Source organism: Xanthomonas sp. 3075, assembly GCF_014197275.1.
In the GTDB taxonomy this organism is placed as follows: Bacteria; Pseudomonadota; Gammaproteobacteria; order Xanthomonadales; family Xanthomonadaceae; genus Xanthomonas; species Xanthomonas campestris_B.
In genome coordinates, this window is record NZ_JACIFI010000004.1 from 156,317 (window position 1) to 174,696 (window position 18,380).

8 protein-coding genes are annotated in these 18,380 nt (G+C 65.6%); all 8 read left to right on the forward strand.

Features of this window, described 5'->3' with window-relative positions; genetic code table 11:
- Positions 1 to 7: 7 nt before the first annotated feature.
- The 8 genes from prpF to pbpC all read left to right on the forward strand — a co-directional run bounded on the left by prpF (position 8) and on the right by pbpC (position 18,333).
- On the forward strand, positions 8 to 1,207 hold the full coding sequence (gene prpF / locus GGR62_RS05720) for a 2-methylaconitate cis-trans isomerase PrpF (protein ID WP_184406958.1): 1,200 nt from the start codon (positions 8 to 10) through the stop codon (positions 1,205 to 1,207).
- Between the two features lie 416 nt (positions 1,208 to 1,623).
- Entirely contained in the window at positions 1,624 to 3,840 is a 2,217-nt protein-coding gene (locus GGR62_RS05725) for a TonB-dependent receptor (RefSeq protein ID WP_184406959.1), read from the forward strand.
- Positions 3,841 to 3,916: 76 nt separating this feature from the next.
- On the forward strand, positions 3,917 to 4,909 hold the full coding sequence (locus tag GGR62_RS05730; protein ID WP_184406960.1) for a nucleoside hydrolase: 993 nt from the start codon (positions 3,917 to 3,919) through the stop codon (positions 4,907 to 4,909).
- A gap of 601 nt (positions 4,910 to 5,510) precedes the next feature.
- Positions 5,511 to 10,412 (forward strand): alpha-2-macroglobulin, encoded by a 4,902-nt coding sequence (locus GGR62_RS05735; protein ID WP_184406961.1) that lies wholly within the window; start codon positions 5,511 to 5,513, stop codon positions 10,410 to 10,412.
- 459 nt (positions 10,413 to 10,871) lie between these two features.
- Complete coding sequence (locus GGR62_RS05740; protein ID WP_184406962.1) at positions 10,872 to 13,793, forward strand: TonB-dependent receptor; 2,922 nt, start codon at positions 10,872 to 10,874, stop codon at positions 13,791 to 13,793.
- A gap of 150 nt (positions 13,794 to 13,943) precedes the next feature.
- The gene (locus GGR62_RS05745; RefSeq protein ID WP_184406963.1) at positions 13,944 to 14,891 is read left to right on the forward strand and encodes a glycerophosphodiester phosphodiesterase family protein; all 948 of its coding nucleotides are present in this window, start codon (positions 13,944 to 13,946) and stop codon (positions 14,889 to 14,891) included.
- A gap of 134 nt (positions 14,892 to 15,025) precedes the next feature.
- Complete coding sequence (locus tag GGR62_RS05750) at positions 15,026 to 15,802, forward strand: CPBP family glutamic-type intramembrane protease (RefSeq protein ID WP_184406964.1); 777 nt, start codon at positions 15,026 to 15,028, stop codon at positions 15,800 to 15,802.
- Positions 15,803 to 15,954: 152 nt separating this feature from the next.
- Positions 15,955 to 18,333: a penicillin-binding protein 1C gene (gene pbpC / locus GGR62_RS05755; protein WP_184406965.1), complete on the forward strand. Its 2,379-nt coding sequence runs from the start codon at positions 15,955 to 15,957 to the stop codon at positions 18,331 to 18,333.
- The last annotated feature ends 47 nt before the right edge of the window (positions 18,334 to 18,380 follow it).

Here is an 18,380-nt window from a genome sequence, read left to right on the forward strand (position 1 = left end):
TTCACCCATGACCCATCTCCCCCAGCTCCGCATCCCCGCCACCTACATGCGCGGCGGCACCAGCAAGGGCGTGTTCTTTCGCCTGCAGGATCTGCCCGTTGCCGCGCAGCAGCCCGGGCCTGCGCGCGATGCGCTGCTGTTGCGGGTGATCGGGAGTCCCGATCCGTATGGCAAGCAGATCGATGGCATGGGCGGTGCGACCTCGAGCACCAGCAAGAGCGTGATCGTGTCTGCCAGCGCACGTGCCGGGCACGATGTGGACTATCTGTTCGGCCAGGTTTCCATCGACAGTGCGTTCGTGGACTGGAGCGGCAATTGCGGCAATCTGTCTGCGGCGGTAGGGCCGTTTGCGATCGCCAATGGCCTGGTCGATGCCGCCCGCGTGCCGCGCGATGGCGTGGCGACGGTGCGGATCTGGCAGGCCAACATCGGCAAGACCATCATCGCGCATGTGCCGATGCGCGATGGTCAGGTGCAGGAAGCCGGCGACTTCGAACTGGATGGGGTGACGTTTCCGGCCGCCGAGGTGCAGCTGGAATTCCTCGATCCGGCCGATGACGCCGAAGGCGAGGGCGGGGCAATGTTCCCCACCGGCAATCTGATCGACCCGCTGGAGATTCCCGGCCTGGGCACGATCGCGGCGACGCTGATCAATGCCGGTATCCCGACCATCTTCGTCAATGCGCGCGATCTGGGTTACACCGGCACCGAACTGCAGGACGCGATCAATGGCGACCCGCGTGCGCTGACGATGTTCGAAACGCTGCGTGCGCACGGTGCGGTGCGGATGGGATTGATCGCACAGGTGGAAGACGCTGCCACGCGGCAGCACACGCCGAAGGTGGCCTTCGTCGCGCCGCCGGCCGATTACACCGCGTCCAGCGGCAAGCCGGTCCACGCGGTCGAGATCGACCTGCTGGTCCGTGCGATGTCGATGGGCAAATTGCACCACGCAATGATGGGCACTGCGGCAGTTGCGATCGGTACCGCCGCTGCCGTACCTGGAACATTGGTGAACCTGGCCGCTGGCGGCGCGGCGCGTTCGGCGGTGCGCTTCGGGCATCCGTCCGGCAGCTTGCGCGTCGGGGCGGAGGCGACACTGGTCGACGGGCAGTGGCAGGTGACCAAGGCGCTGATGAGCCGCAGTGCGCGCGTGCTGATGGACGGCTCGGTGCGGGTGCCGGCGCACGTCGTCGAGAGTGACTGACTGGCTCAGCCGGGGATGCGTGTGGGGTTTCCCGGATGGCTGACGAGTCGTCGCATGCAGTGCTCCGGCTCATGCACGACGCCGGTGGTTGGGCCCGGGTCGATCGACGTCGCGCGTTTGCAGGGGACGGCAGTGTGTGTCCCCATCGCTGCCATCATCACTCGATGGAGGTGTTGCTGACCGCTGTGCGCCTGGTTGGTCCTGCTCACGACGCGAGGCCGCCGCGCGGCATCGGTCTCGGAGATCCCGCCTGCAACGCGGACCGCGCTGTCGTGTTGCATTAATTAGAACGCCTTGGCGAATTTAGCTAACTTTTTCGTACGAGCTCTGCCATATTTGTGTAAATCGTGTTAATTCTGTTGCAACGCGGCATGCAGGCCTGGCCGCCCCGCCAACAGAATTCGGAGTCTTCCCCCATGTCCGCCAGCCGGTCGCTCAAGATCAGCGCGCTCGCCGTCGCCGTCGCTTCCCTTCTTCCGTTCCATGCCGCTGCCCAGCAAGCGCCCAGCGACGGCGGTGTGGTCCGTCTGGACGCGGTCAAGGTCACCGTCGAGCGCCGCTCGGAAGACTCCAAGGACGTGCCGGTGTCGGCCTCGGTGCTGCGCCCGGAGTATCTGGATGCGATCTCCACCAGCGGTTCGGATATCCGCGTGCTGGCCGGCAAGGCGCCCAGCCTCAACATCGAGTCGTCCAACGGCCGTGTGTTCCCGCGCGTCTATATCCGCGGCTACGGCAACACCGACTTCAACACCTACGCCTCGCAGCCGGTGTCGTTGATCTATGACGACGTGGTGCAGGAAAACGCGTTTCTGAAGGGCTTCCCGATCTTCGATCTGGAAGGTCTGGAAGTGCTGCGCGGCCCGCAGGGCACCCTGTTCGGGCGCAACACCCCGGCCGGCGTGGTCAAGTTCAACTCGGTCAAGCCGAGCATCGGCGCCAATGACGGCTATGCCAGCCTGTCTTACGGCACCTACGGCACGATGACGCTGGAAAGCGGCCTGAGCATCGCGATGGGCGACCATTGGGCGGCGCGTCTGTCCACGCTGGGCCAGCGCCGCGACGACTGGGTGGAAAACCGCGACGGTCGCGACCTGGAAGGCTACACCGACTCGGCCGTGCGTCTGCAGCTGTTGTATCAGGCCAGCGACGATTTCAGCGCGCTGTTCAACGCGCATGCGCGTCACCTGGACGGCACCGCGCGGTTGTTCCGCGCCAACATCATCCAGCCGGGCACCAACCAGTTGGTGGACGGTTTCGATGCGGAGAAGTCCTTCATCGACGGCGGTAACGCGCAGGAGCTGCAGACCTACGGCGGCAGCGCCAACCTGACCTGGGACCTGGGCGATATCGCGCTGCACTCGATCACCGCCTACGAAGGCATCGGCAAGTACTACAGCCGTGGCGACATCGACGGTGGCTTCGGCGCGGTGTTCGCACCGCCGTCCGGCCCGGGCGTGATTCCGTTCCCGGTGGAAACCGCCGGCGGCATCAAGAGCCTGGACCAGTACAGCCAGGAACTGCGTGCCGAATCGCAGTACGAAGGCCCGCTCAACTGGCAGGCCGGCCTGTATTACTTCCACGACGAAGTGCAGGGCGAGAACTACACCTACGACACGTTCGGCGGCGGCGATCTGAGCAGCTACCAGCTGACCCGTCAGCGCAACACCTCGTGGGCAGCGTTCGGGTCGTTGAACTACGCGGCCACCGATCGTTTGAACCTGCGCGCCGGCATCCGCTACACCTACGACAAGAAGACCTTCGACGTGCTGGCGCTGGACCGTGTCACGTTGATCGAGCCGTCCAGCGGCGAAACCGATAATTCCAAGGTCACCGGCGATGTGGCGGCGACGTTTGCCATCAACGACGACGTCAACGTCTACGCGCGTGCGGCACGCGGCTTCCGTGGCGCCAGCTTCGGCGTGCCCTCGGGCACCGCGCCGCTGACCGTGGCCGAGCCGGAGACGGTGGATTCGTTCGAGATCGGCATCAAGTCCGACCTGTTCGACAACCGCGCACGTCTGAGCTTTGACATCTACGATTTCCAGGTGAAGAAGCAACAGCTCACTGCGGTCGGTGGCGCGTCCAACGATATCCGTCTGCTCAATGCCGACAGGACCAAGGCGCGTGGCGCCGAGTTCGACTTCGAAGCGCTGCTCACCCAGAACCTGCGGGTGACGGCCGGTGGTGCCTACAACTGGACCCGTATCGACGACCCCAGCCTGTCGGTGGGCGTGTGCCGCACCTGCACCGTGACCGATCCGCTCAATGCCGCCGGCAATGCCATCATCGACGGCAACGACCTGCCGCAGGCCGCCAAGTGGATGGCCAACGCCACCCTGCGTTACGGCATCCCGATGGGCGACGACGGCGAGCTGTTCTTCTACACCGACTGGTCCTACCGCAGCGAAGTGAACTTCTTCCTGTACGACTCCAAGGAGTTCACCGGCCAGCCGCTGGTCGAAGGCGGCGCGAAGATCGGCTACACCTGGGACGCGGGTGCCTACGAGGTGTCGGTGTTCTGCCGCAACTGCACCAATCAGGTCCGCGTGACCGGTGCGATCGACTTCAACAACCTCACCGGCTTCATCAACGATCCGCGCATCGTTGGCGCGCAGTTCCGCGCCAATTTCTGATCGGCGCTGTGGTGTAGCACTATCGAACCGCCGGCTATCATGCCGGCGGTTTTTTTATGGCAGCAGGAGTGGGTGCATGCAGCGGAGATGGACAAGTGCGTGGGGGGTGGCGGTGATGTGGTGGGTGTCTGCAGCAGCGTGGGCGCAGGCGCCGATGAGCGCAGCGCCGGCTGCGCAAACGGCCACGCCCACCGAGATGCTGGTGGTCTCCACCGATATCGGCGACGACATCGACGATGCGTTCGCACTCGGTCTGTTGCTGCGTAGCCCGCAGTTGCAGGTGCTGGGCATCGCATCGGCGTGGGGTGACACCACGCTGCGTGCGCAATTGTTGCAGCGCCTGGTGCAGCAGGCTGGTCGCAGCGAGATTCCGCTGGCAGTGGGCGCACCCACCACCAGCACGATCCCTTTCAGTCAGGCGCGTTGGGCCGCAAAGGGGCAACTGCCAGGCAGGCTGCCGGATGCGGCGCAGATGATCCTGCAGCAGGCACGTCGGCATCCGGGCGAAGTCACCTTGTTGGTGCTGGGGCCGATGACCGACGCTGCGCTTGCGCAACAGCGCGATCCGGCCGGCTTTGCCAAGCTCAAGCGCATCGTGGCGATGGGCGGTTCGGTACGGGTGGGCTATGGCAAGTCGGCTTACCGCCCCGCCAGCGCGCCAGTGCCGGAGTACAACATCCTTGCCGACGTGCCGGCGGCGCAGCGTGTGTTCGCGGCCGGCGTGCCGATCGTGTTGCTGCCGTTGGACGCGACCCAGATCACGCTGGAAGAACCCGAGCGGATTGCGTTGTTTGCGCACGGCGACGGGCTGACCGACGCGCTCACGCAACTGTATTACCAGTGGCGCAATACCGACCAGCCCTGGGCCAGCGCCACGCCGACGCTGTTCGACGCAGTGCCGGTGGCCTGGCTGCTGCAGCCTGCGTTGTGCCCGACCGCGCCGCTGCATCTGGAGGTCGATGCGCAGGGTTATACCCGCGAGCACCCGGGCACGCCGAACGTGCAGGCCTGCCTGGGTCTGGACAAAGCGGGGTTGATTGGGCTGTACATGCAGCAATTGCTGCGTTGAAGGCGCTTGGCGCGCGCATACGCAGGTGAATCTGTCTCGCTCAGGCGCGCTGCACAGGTAGTCCTTCTCCCGCCTGCGGGAGAAGGTAGCGCGCAGCGCCGGATGAGGGGGGAGCGGGGCGACAGGTTTGAGCCTGCCCCCATCCGCCCTTCGGGCCCCTTCCCCCGCGGGCGGGGGAAGGGAGCTGTTTTCGCGGTGGTCGGGCTGTTGGCGTGCGCCGTGCTCATGTCCCTGCAACCCACCACCAATCCCTTCTCCCGCCCGCGGGAGAAGGTGGCGCGCAGCGCCGGATGAGGGTGAGTGGTGAGTGGTGAGTGGGGCGACAGGTTTGAGCCTGCCCCCATCCGCCCTTCGGGCACCTTCCCCCGCAGGCGGGGGAAGGGAGCTGTTTTCGCGTTCGTCGGGCTGTTGGCGTGCGCCGCGCTCATGTCCCTGCAACCCACTACCAATCCCTTCTCCCGCCTGCGGGAGAAGGTGGCGCGCAGCGCCGGATGAGGGGGGCGCGCATTTCTGGTGCCGCGCAGCGCGGATAGTAGGATCCGCCTAGCTATACTCGCCTCCTCAGTCATGGGGTAGCGCAATGGACAGTCAGGAATCAAGGATGACGTGGTCGGGCACACGGCGCATGTTGCTATGGGTGCTGCTGCTGACCGTGGCGATCGGCGGGGTGGCGTGCAAGCGCAACGAAAGCGGCCAATTGCCCGCCGCCAGCGGTGAGGCGATCAATGCCGAAAAACAGGCCGTCACCGGCTTCGCTCTGGCGCGCGCCTATCCCGACCAGACCGGCGATGGGCTGTCGCTGGCGCTGGAATTCTCGCGGCCGCTGGTCGGCACGCAGGATTTCGATGCGCTGGTGCGTTTCGAGGAAAAGGTCGGCACCGGCGACAGCAGCTGGACGCTGTCAGACGACGGCAAGACGCTGCGCTACCCGTACGTGGAGGCGGCCAAGGACTACACCGTGCTGGTCGACGCCAATCTGCTGGCCGCCGATGGCAGCCGCCTGGGCAAGCCGCTCAAGCAGAAGGTCTATACCGGCGAGCTCAAGCCGGTGGTCGGGTTCGCCTCGCAGGGCAGCGTGCTGCCGGCGCGCGAGAGCCGTGGTCTGCCGGTGGTGTCGGTGAACGTGCCGGAGGTGGACGTCGAATTCCTGCGTGTGCGCGAAAAATCGCTGCCGGCATTCTTCCAACAGTTCCAGCGCGGCGGTCGTCGCGGCAGCTGGGAGTTGGAGAGCGACTACCGCAACAAGACGCCGCTGTCCAAGCTGGCCGACCCGGTGTACGTCAATCGTTTCATTCTCGGCGGCAAGCAGAACGAGCGCGTGCTGACCTATCTCCCCACGCAGGACATCAAGGAACTGCAGGAGCCAGGTCTGTACTTCGCGGTGATGAAGCGCGCCGGCAGTTTTGAAAACGAGCACGAGACCGCGTTCTTCACCGTCAGCGATATCGGCCTGCATACGCGCGCCTACAAGGACAAGCTGTTCGTGCACACCGCTTCGCTGGAGAGCGGGGCGCCGATCAAGAACGTGGACGTGCGCATCCTCGATGCCAAGGGCGAGCTGTTTCTCAAGGGCGCCACCGACGGCAACGGCAATGCGTTGCTCAACTACACGCTCGACGCCGGCCATGTGCTGGTGGCGCGCAGCAAGACCGATATCTCGGTGCTGCCGTTCAACCAGCCGGCGCTGGATCTGAGCGAATTCGCGGTGGCGGGGCGCGAAAGCGCGTGGTTCGACGTGTTCGCCTGGGCCGGCCGTGATCTGTATCGCCCCGGCGAAACCATGCGCGTGTCGGCGATCCTGCGCGATAACGATGGCAAGCCGACCAAGCCGCAACCGGTGTTTCTGCGCCTGAAGCAGCCGGACGGCAAGACCTTCCGCGAAACCAAATTGCAGCCCGGCGAGCAGGGCTATTTCGAGTTCACCCAGCAGATTCCGGCCGATGCGCCGACCGGCCGCTGGCAGGTGGAATTCCGCACCGATCCGGCCAGCAAGGATGCCGTGCAGGGCATGACGGTGCGGGTGGAAGAATTCCTGCCCGAGCGCATGAAGCTGGATCTGGACAGCACGCAGAAAACCCTCAGCGCCGGCCAGCCGTTCAAACTGGTCGCCAATGCCGCCTATCTGTATGGGGCACCGGCGGACGGCAACCGCTTTACCGCCAAGCTCGCGGTCAGCGTCGAGCAGCACCCGCTTGAATCGTTGCCGGGCTGGTTCTTCGGCGACCCCACGCTGGAACTGCCGCGCGAAGCCAAGGACGTGATCGATACCGAGTTCGGCAGCGACGGCATCCTGCGCGAAGACATCGCGTTGCCCGCCGAAGCCAAGCCGGTCAGCACGATCGCCGCAGTGGTCTCCGGCAGCGTCTACGAGACCGGCGGGCGCACGGTCACGCGCACGGTCAAGCGCGTGCTGTGGCCGGCCAAGGCGCTGGTCGGCGTGCGTCCGCTGTTCGACGACAAGGACGGCGCCGATGCCAATGGCAACGCGCGCTTCGAACTCACCCGGGTGGATGCCGACGGTAAGCCGCAGCCGGCCAAGGGGCTGAAGGCCACGCTGGTGCGCGAGCTTCGTGACTACCACTGGAACTACACCGACGACCATTGGGACTACGACTTCACCCGCCGCTTCGAGAACAAGGACACGCGCACGCTCGACGTGGCCGGCGGCAACGCCAAGCTCGATTTCCCGGTGGAGTGGGGCGAGTACCGCCTGGACGTGTTTGACCCGGCCACCGGGCTGACCACGCGCTACCCGTTCCGTGCCGGCTGGAGCTGGAACGACGAAAACCGCGGCCTGGACGCGCGCCCGGACAAGGTCAAGCTGGCGCTGGACAAGACCGGCTACCGTGCCGGCGACACGCTCACCGTCACGCTCACCCCGCCGCATGCCGGCAAGGGCGTGCTGCTGGTGGAAAGCGACAAGCTGCTCTACGTGCAGGACATCGACGTCAAGCCGGGCAGCACCTTCGAAATTCCGGTCACCGAAGGCTGGGAGCGCCACGACGTCTACGTCACCGCGCTGGTGTTCCGTGGCGGTACTGCGCCGAGCAAGATCACCCCCGCGCGTGCGGTGGGCGTGGCGCATGTGCCGATGGATCGCAAGGCGCGGCGTGTGGCGGTGGGCCTGTCCGCGCCCAAGCAGATGCGCCCGGAGCAATCGCTGCCGGTGACGGTGAGCGTGCCGGAACTGGCCGGCAAGGCGGCGCACGTCACCATCTCGGCGGTGGACGTGGGCATCCTCAACATCACCCGCTTCCCTGTGCCCGATGCCAATGCGCAATTCTTCGCGCAGCGGCGCCTGGGTACCGATGCCTATGACATTTATGGCCGCGTGATCGAAAGTTTCGAAGGCGCCAGCGGCAAGCTCAAGTTCGGCGGCGACATGGCGTTGGAGGCCTTGCCGCAGGCCAAGCGCCCGACTGCGCGCGTGCAGACCGTGGATCTGTTCTCCGGGTCGGTGACGCTCGATGCAAAGGGCAACGCACGCGTGCAGCTGCCGGTGCCCGATTTCAACGGCACCTTGCGGGTGTCGGCGTTGGTGTATTCGGACACGCGCTACGGCAACCGCGATATGGAAACGGTGGTGCGCGCGCCGATCCTGGCCGAGGCCAGCATGCCGCGCGTGATGGCGCCGGGCGACCGCAGCACGGTGACGCTGGACGTGCAGAATTTCACCGGCAAGCCGGGCGAGTTCAACGTGCGTGTGGACGGCATCGGCCCGTTGTCGATTGCCGAGGCGGCGCGCAGCATCAAGCTGGGCGTGGATGCCAAGCAGACGCTGAGCTTCCCGCTGACAGCCACCGAAGGCTATAGCGTGGCCAAGGTGCGCGTGCGCGTGGACGGCAACGGCTTCAAGGCCGATCGCAGCTACGACTTGCCGGTACGCGCCGGCTGGCCGCAGGTGTTGCGTGCGCAGACGCGTGTGCTCGATCCGCTGGCGCCGATCACCCTGGACAGCGGCTTTGCCGATGGTCTGATGGCCGACTCGGTGACCGCGCGCATGGTGGTCAGCCCGCTGCCGCCGATCCCGTTCGCCAGCGCCTTGCAGGGGGCGTTGGAGTACCCGTACGGCTGCGCCGAGCAGACCACCAGCAAGGGCTATGCGGCGCTATTGCTCGACGATGCCACTGCCAAGGCGCTCGGCACCAAGGGCTTGGATGCGGCCACGCGGCGCGAGCGCATGGAAGGCGCGTTCGGTCGCCTGGCGTCGATGCAGATCGCCAGCGGGCACTTCTCGATGTGGGGCGACGATGGCTACGTCAATGCAGGCCTGACGCCGTACATCGCCGAGTTCCTGCTCGATGCCAAGGATGCCGGTTTTGCGGTGCCCGACAACGTGCTGCAGAAGGCGCTCAACCGCCTCAGCGAAGATCTGTTGTCCGGTGGCAGCGAGTTCTACGGGCAGGATCGCCGCGAAAACCTGAAGTTCGCCAATCAGGCCTGGTCCGGTTATGTGCTGGCTCGCGTCAACCGCGCGCCGCTGGGCACGTTGCGTGCGCTGTACGACAACCAGCGCAGCAAGGCGCTGACCGGGTTGTCGCTGGTGCATCTGGGTGCGGCGTTGTCGCTGCAGGGTGACACCAAGCGTGGCGAGGCGGCGATCAAGGCCGGCTTTGCCAAGGACAGCAGCGAGCGTCCGCCGTATTTCGCCGATTACGGCAGTGCGATCCGCGACGACGCCTTGATGATGGCGCTGCTGCACGAACGTGGGCTTTCCAAGCCCGAGTACGACACGCGCGTGGTCGCGCTGGGGCAGGCACTGGATGCACGCCGTGCCGGTGGCCCGCTGTGGCTGAGCACGCAGGAGCAGGTGGCGCTTGCGCGCCTGGGCAAGGCGTTGATGGTCGCGCAGGGCAAGCAGGTGTCCGGTACCTTGACGGTAGGCGGCCAGGCGCAGGAAATCGCACCGGCCCGTCTGTTCGGGCGCAGTTTCGACAGCGCGGCATTGGCCCGCGGCGTGCAGTTCGCCCCGCAGGGCGAGGCGCCGATGTATGCCAGCCTGGAAGTGGCCGGCATCCCGCGCAGCGCACCGGAGCCGGATGCGCGTCACCTCAAGGTGGAGCGCAGCTGGTACACCACCGACGGCAAACCGTGGACACCGCGTCCGTTGAAAGAGGGCGAAGCACTGATCGTGCGGGTCAGCATCGTTGCCAACGCCACGATGCCGGACGCATTGCTGACCGATCTGTTGCCGGCCGGTCTGGAGATCGAGAACTTCAATCTTGGCGATGCCAAGCAATGGGCCGATGTGGTGGTGGACGGCATCAGTCTCAGCGAGCGTTCCAGCGCCGCCGAGATCAAGCACGAAGAGTTCCGCGACGACCGTTACGTGGCCGCGCTTGCGCTGTCTTCGGGGAGCGTGGCGCAGGTGTATTACCTGGTGCGTGCGGTGACGCCGGGCACCTACACGGTGCCGCCGTCGTTGGTGGAGGACATGTATCGCCCGGAGCTGCGCGGTGTGGGGCGCAGTACGCCGGCGACGATGACGGTGGTGCAGCCGTAGGATGGCGTTGGCGCTTCTCGCGTAGGGCATACGCCTGGGGGAGAAGAGGCCTCGCAGGGGTGGAGCGGGGCGTGCGCGAAGCCTCCCCTCACCCCAACCCCTCTCCCGCAAGCGGGAGAGGGGTTAACAGCGGCGATCAACAGCCCCACTGCGACCCACTGCCTTCCTTCTCCCGCGTGCGGGGGAAGGGCTCAACGGCGGCGATCAACAGCCCCACTGCGACCCACTACCTTCCTTTTCCCGCGTGCGGGGGAAGGTGCCCGAAGGGCGGATGGGGGGCGTTTGAAGCCCCGCACGGAAGGTTTTTGCCAATCGCCGGCTGCCTGCTTCGCATGCCACGACATCGCTGCGCATTGTCTTTTCGATGCGATACGCACGACACGCAAAAGTCATTTTTACCCAATACGGTGGCGTGCTCTTACCAGCCGCGGCATCCTGCTGCGCGACCCACGGGATTCCATGCAGCGCTCCGATTCTTACCGTTTGCACGTGTCTGTTCTCGCCGTAGCCATTGCGGCATGTTCGCCAGCGCTACAGGCGCAGACCATCGATCCTGCCGCCGGCACAGAGCAACCCGCTCCAGCCTCGCCGGCCGTTGCTGTCGCTGCCACGGCAGCACCGGATGACGCACCCACCGGTGCCACACCGGCCACCCCTGCCAAGGCCGGCGTACAAACGCTCGATGCCATGCAGGTCACCGGCGTGCGGCGTGCCAACGCCGCCGCAGTGGAAAGCAAGCGCGCAGCGACCAATATCACCGATGTCATCAGCGCCACCGACGTGCGCGCCTTGCCCGACAGCACCATCGTCGAAGCCTTGCGCCGCGTGCCTGGCTTGTCGGTATTGCCGGCCACCGATAACGAACATCCGCGCGACGAAGCGGCGACGCCGGTACTGCGTGGCCTGGGTCCGTCCTACAACAACGTCACCATCGATGGGCTGACCATTGCCTCGCCCGGGACGCCGAATGGCACGCTCGGTTCGATCACGCGCGGCGTACGTCTGGACTTGCTGCCGGCGTCGATGGTCAGCGAACTGCAGGTCATCAAGACCTTTACGCCCGATCTGGATCCCAACGCCACTGGCGGTGCGATCAACCTCAAGACGCGCAGCGCGTTCGAAAACGGCGGCAAGCCGTTCTTCAGCGCCGAAGCCGCGCTCGGTCACGCCAACGATGTCGGCAAGCCGCGCGATCAGGACGACCCCGGTTATCGCTTGAATGCCACCGGTAGCCGCACCTTCGGCAGCGAGCAGCAATATGGATTCACGCTGTCGGCCAACTACCAGACACTGAGCAGTTACACCGAAACCCATATGACCACCGATACGGTGCATTACGGGTTCTACGACAACAACGGCGTGCTGCAGACCGGCGCCAATCTCGGCAATGGCTGGGCAGTGCCGCAGCAGGACAAGTACTGGTACGTGCAGAATCAGCGCGACCGCTATGGCGTCACCGGCAAGTTCGAAATGCGGCCCAGCGCCGCGCTCGAAGCCTATGCGATGGCCGGCTACTACTATTTCAAGGACAACATGGAGCGCAACGAGGTCATCATCGACCCGCGCAACCGCAACCAGGTGTTCAATCAGACCGCCACCTCCGGCAGTTATCCGGGAGGCGACATCGAGGTGGGATATTCCAACCAGATCGTCACCACGCGCACCAAGGTTGCGCAGCTGGGCACGATCTGGCGGCCGACCGATCGTCAGCAGTTTTCCGCGCGCGGTTCCTGGTCGGATGCGACCTACGACGAGCCGATCCGCATGGTCAAGTATGCCACCGGCATCACCCGCCCAGCGCCGGTGCCGGTGGGCCAGACCGGCAGTGGCGTCACCGTCAATGCCACGCCCAATTACGCGTTCAACTACGACACTTCGAATCTCGACCAGCGTTTCGGGGTGTCACCGCAGGCCTATAACAATCTCGACAACTACAGCCTGTCGTACTGGCGGCCGGACTACAAACGCACGGCGGCCGATCGCATTCTCACCGGGCGGCTCGATTACGGGTTCAACCAGGGCGAGAGCGACCAGGGCATCGGGTTTGCGGCGGGCGTGTCGTATACCACCGACAAGCCGTCCTACGATATCTATCGCGTCGAGTATCAGCCCAATTCCAGCGCGCCCGCCCTGGGCCTGGCCGATGTGGTGGGCAGCGGCAGTGCGCCGATGCGCTATGCCGGTTTGAACCTGCTCAGCATCGATCCGAACAAGGCCAACCGCGTGCTTGCGGCAACGCCGCTGAGTGCGTTCAACAGTACCGACCAGCAGGCCTTCAGCAACCAGGACAACTTCACCCATACCGAAAAGATCTTCGGCAGCTACGGGCTGGTCAGCTATCGCAGCGATCGCTTCAACGTACAGGCGGGTCTGCATTTCGACAGCACCAAGCTCGATACGGTGGGGCGCCAGCGTCAGCTGGATACCGCGACCAATCACTATGTGTACGTCGACAACCCGACCAATGCCAATTACGACTACCTGCTGCCGTCGGCGGTAATGACCTACCACCTGACCGACGCGCTGGACCTGCGCGCCGGGGCAAGCCGCACACTCGGCCGCCCGCCGTACGATGCATACGCAGCCCGCACCTCGATCGGCTTCGTCAACACCGCCGACGCCGGCAACCCGAACGCGCAAGGCGTCACCGTCACCGTCGGCAACCCGGACATCAAGCCGCGCGTGTCCAACAATCTGGATCTGTCGCTGGAGTGGCGTTTGCCCGGTGACTTCGATGCGTTCGCATCTGCGGCGGTGTTCGACAAGCGCATCCAGGACGAGATCTTTACGCTCTCGCGCACCGACAGCTTCACCTTCGACGGCACCACCTACGCCAATGCACTCATTAGCACGCCGGCCAACGCAGCCAAGGCGCGCATCCGCGGCGTGGAATTCAACGGCATCGTCAACACCTTGGCGCCGATCGCGCCGTGGCTGAGCGGTGTCGGCTTCAGCGCGAATGTCGCGCTGCTGGATGGCAGCCTGGATGTTCCCTACAGCGTCGGCAGCGGCAGCAACGTGAGTCAGCGCGAGCGCAAGCTCGACAACCTGGTCGGCCAGCCGGACTACACCGCCAATGCCACACTGTTCTACAACACCGGCGGGTTGGAATTGCGTGCGGCCTACAACCGTCAGGGCAAGGCCTTGCGTTCCATCGTCAGCAACATCGACTGGCAGGATCTGTATTGGTCGCCGCGCTCGCAGCTGGATTTCACCGCGACGTATGCGATCAATAAACAACTCAGCCTGATCGGCCAGGTCAGCAACATCACCCATAGCCGCATCACCAGCGTGACTGGGCCAGGGCAGAACCTGCTCAAGGATAGTTATTCGGTGCCCACCACGTACTGGTTTGGTCTGCGCTTCACACCGACGTTCTAAGCGCAGCGCTTGAACTAACGCAGTCATCGGCCAGATACCGGTGCCGCGCTAGATCGGAAGTGCGAGCGGTGCTGACCGCATCCAGCTTGCATGTGCTTCGCCTGGCGCAGACGCCGCCAGGCGATCCGTCACCTACTTGAGAGTCGTTCAATGACACTACGTTCTGTTGCCACTGTCGCCGCCATGCTGTGCGCGACGCTCGCCAGCCCTGTGAATGCAGCGCCCACCGGGGTCGCGGCGATCCAGGCCCGCTTGACCAACCCGCAGGGCGGTATCGTGGTGGTCGCCCATCGCGGTTGCCACGCGGCCGCGCCGCAGCATGGCTTCACCGACACCGCGCCGGAGAACTCGCTGGCCGCCTTGGAGCGCTGCATCGCCATCGGCGCCGACGTGATGGAAACCGATGTGCGGCGTGCCGCCGACGGCACCCTGGTGATGCTGCACGACGCCACCGTGGACCGCACCACCGATGGCACCGGCAAGCTGTCCGAACTGACCTTGACCGATCTGCAAAAGCTGCGGCTGCGCAGCGACGAAGGCGGCGCGGAGGCGCCGCTGACCGACCAGCGCGTGGTCACGCTGGAGCAGATGCTGGCCAAGTCCAAGGGACGCATCCTGCTCAATCTTGATGTCAAGGATGCGATCTATGTGCAGGTGATCGATGCGGTCGCACGTGCTGGCATGCAGCACGAGGTGATCGTCAAGGCCGAAGCCGGCATCGCCACGCCGCCGCTGGCCGCGATGCTGCCGTTCGACAAGGTGTATTTCTTCCCGATCCTGATCAATGCGCATGGCGATGCCGATCTTGCAGCCATCGCCGCCGCGCAGACACGCAATGCGCATCCGGTTGCGTTCGAGTTGCCAAGGATGTCGCCGACGCAATTGCCCGCACTGGTGGCCGTGAGCAAAACGCACAAGGTGCGACTGATGGTCAACTCCTTGTGGGAAGGTTTTATCGCCGGCTACGGTGGCGACGCCGATGCCGAACGCGACCCGGACAAGGTCTGGGGGCGGATGTACCGCGATGGCGTGTCGATCATCCAGACCGATGCGCCGGAAGCCTTGCTGCGCTATCGCGCGAGTCTGGAGAAGCGCTGAGCGCGGCGTTACATCGCTCCATGCAGCAGGTGCGCCACGGATGCGCACTGTCGCCGCACAGCATGACCCATGGCACTGAGGGGTCCCTGCCGCCTCCGCTATAGTCAGGCGCTATTGCACGCACGGACGTCTGCATGCCACTCGATACACGCCAGCGCAAATTCAGTCCGCATGTCGTCTGGTTGGTGGTGCTGCTGGTCGCGCTGCAGATCCGCGATCTCGCCAAGGCGGTTGGCCTGCCCATCCCGAAAATTCCGCTGCCCTACGGCGGCGGGATGCTCGACAATCTGCTCAGCGTAGTGGTCGTGCTCGTTGCCGCCGCATTGCTGCGTCCGGGCACGCCAGGCGAGCTCGCGGCGCGTCTGGGGCTGCGTTGGAACGGTTTGCGCGGCCCGACGCTGACGCTGTTGGCCACACTGCCGTGCTGGCTTGGACTATGGACGCAGGCCACCTCGGTGGGCACCGACGATCTGCTCGGCCTGCTGTGGTTGGCGCTGCTGTTTCCGCTGGCCGAAGAAATCGTCTTTCGTGGTTTCGGCTTCGTGTTCGCCTGCCGCGCACTGGCCTGGCGTCCGGCGCTCGCCGCGCTGGTGCAGGCCATGGTGTTCGGCGGCGTGCATTGGCTCGGTGCAGGGGGTGGAGGCGGCGAGGCGTTATCGATCTTCGCCATCACCGGCATCGGTGCACTGCTGTTTGCCATTGTGGACGCGCAGGATGGCTACACGATCTGGAGCGGCTGGGTGTTGCATGTCTCGCTCAACGCGGCCTGGACGGTGTTTGCGGTGTCCGATTCGGCCGCCAGTGGCTGGCTCGGCATGGCATTGCGCCTGTCTGCGGTGTTGCTGGCGATGGGGTTGCTGCGGCTGTTTGTAAGGCCGCGTCGCTCGGTGCGAGCAGACCTCGCAAGCTAGGGCGCTCGTCGTCACGCAGTGCAGGAATGTGCAGGTGATCTGACCACCCGAGGCGCGTCGCTTGCAGCGCGCCACAGTGGCCGAAAAGCGTTTTGCCCTGCATGCTTCACGGAATGGACAGGCAGCAGCACGCGCAATCAAAGACCGCCCGGATGCAGAAACGCGCTGCTGGCCAGTATGGTATGGCTCGCCGCCGCCGCTGGTTGACGTGGCTGCGTTGGAGCGCAGTGGCGCTGCTGTCTGCCATCCTGCTACTGGACCTGGCCTTTCCACTGCCGCTACCCAAATCGCGCGACACCTCCACGCTGGTGGTCGCACGCGACGGCACGCCATTGCGCGCCTTCGCCGACCGCAATGGCGTGTGGCGCTATCCGGCCAGCCCGGACACGGTGTCGCCGCTGTATCTGCAGGCGTTGCTGAATTATGAAGACCGCTGGTTCTGGCGGCATCCTGGCGTCAATCCGTGGGGCCTGCTGCGTGCCGGCGGGCAGTGGCTGGGGCAGGGACGCATCGTCTCCGGCGGTTCGACGCTGACCATGCAGGTGGCGCGCATCCTTGACCCGCATACGCGCACGCCCTGGGGCAAGGCCAAACAGGTGCTGCGCGCGCTGCAGCTGGAAGCGCACTTGAGCAAGCGCGAGATTCTCACGCTGTATCTGCAGCGCGCGCCCTACGGCGGCACCATCGAAGGTGTGGAAGCGGCCAGCTGGGCGTATCTGGGCAAGCCGGCCAGGGCCTTGTCGCAGGCAGAAGCTGCGTTGTTGGCGGTGTTGCCGCAGTCGCCAAGCCGCTTGCGCCCGGATCGCCATCCCGAGGCCGCGCAACGTGCGCGCGACAAGGTGCTCGATCGCATGGTGGAACTGGGCGTGTGGTCGCGCGCGCAGGTGGACGATGCGCGCATCGAACCGGTGGTGACGCGTTCGCTCAAGCCACCGCTGCATGCGGCCTTGCTTGCACAGCGGTTGCACAGTGCCCAACCGCGTGCCGCACGCATCGTGACCACGCTGGATGTGGAATTGCAGCGCACGCTGGAAGAACGCGTGGCCACATATTTTTCGCAGTTGCCCGAGCGTACTTCCGCAGCACTGCTGGTGGTGGACAACGCCACGATGGAGGCGCGTGCGTATGTGGGCTCGGCCAGCTTCGGCGATCGCAAGCGGTTGGGGCATGTGGACATGGTGCAGGCCTGGCGCTCGCCCGGTTCCACGCTCAAGCCGTTTCTGTATGGCATGGCGCTGGACGATGGCCTGATCCATTCGGAAAGCCTGCTGGTGGATGCGCCGCAGAGTTTTGGCAGTTATCGGCCCGGTAATTTCGATGCGGCCTTCAATGGGCCGGTGAGCGCCGCGACCGCGTTGCGGTTGTCGTTGAACGTGCCGGCAGTGGACCTGCTCGATCGTATCGGCCCGGCGCGGTTTGCCGCGCGGCTGTCCAATGCCGGCATCGATCTGCGTTTTGCGCGCGGCAGCGTGCCCAATCTGGCGCTGATACTGGGCGGTACCGGCGCGCAGTTGCAGGAGTTGGTCGGTGCATTTGCCGCGCTCAATCGCGGCGGCATCGCCGGGCGCGTGCGCTATACGCCGGACGATCCGCGCATCGAGCGGCGGTTGATGTCGCCGGGTGCGGCCTGGATCGTGCGCGAGATCTTGCAGAGCAATCCGCGTCCCGGCTATGGCAGCGGCAGCTTCGACACTGCCGCGCGCCCGGGCGTGGCCTGGAAGACCGGCACCAGCTACGGCTACCGCGATGCCTGGGCGATCGGCGGGACGCGCCGTTACACGGTGGGAGTGTGGGTGGGACGGCCGGATGGCACGCCGCTACCGGGCCAGTACGGTGCAGTCACTGCATTGCCGCTGATGTTCGAAGTCATCGATGCGTTGCCGCGCAGCGCCGGCGATAGCGCGCCGGTGCCGATGCCGGCCAACGTGCAGGCGTTGGACATCTGCTGGCCGCTCGGTCGCGCAGCCGAGCAAACGCCCGCCGATCAGTGCGCGCGACGTGCCGACGCCTATGTGCTCGATGGTGCAGTCCCGCCCACCTTCGCCGAACGTGATGCGCGGCTGTGGCAGAGTGGGCAGCTGCATTTCGAGGTGGATGCGCGCAGCGGTCAGCGGCTGTCGCAGGAGTGCACGCAGCCGCATCAGCGCGTGCCGCGCGCGGTGGCGCGCTGGCCGGCATTGGTCTCGCCCTGGCTCAGCACCGCCGAACGCACTGCCGCGCAGCTGCCGCCACTGGCACCGGACTGCCTGCCGGACGGGCGCATGACCGGCGGCGGCGTGCTGCGCATCGACGGGCTGAGCGACCGCGCCACATTGGCGCGCGCAAACGCCACCGCACGCCCGGTGCGCCTGCAGTTGCGCGCGCTGGGCAGCGAGGCGCGCATCGACTGGCTGCTGGACGGTCGCTGGATTGCGCAGACCGACGGACGCCAGGGATTTCAGCGCGACTTTGCCGAAGTGGGAACGCACACGCTCACTGCCATGGCCAGTGACGGTGCATGGACCCAGGTGCGGTTCCGCGTCTTGCGTTGAAGCAGAGATTCAAGAGCGGCTGATCTGCGGCTCGGCTGCAGGGCCCT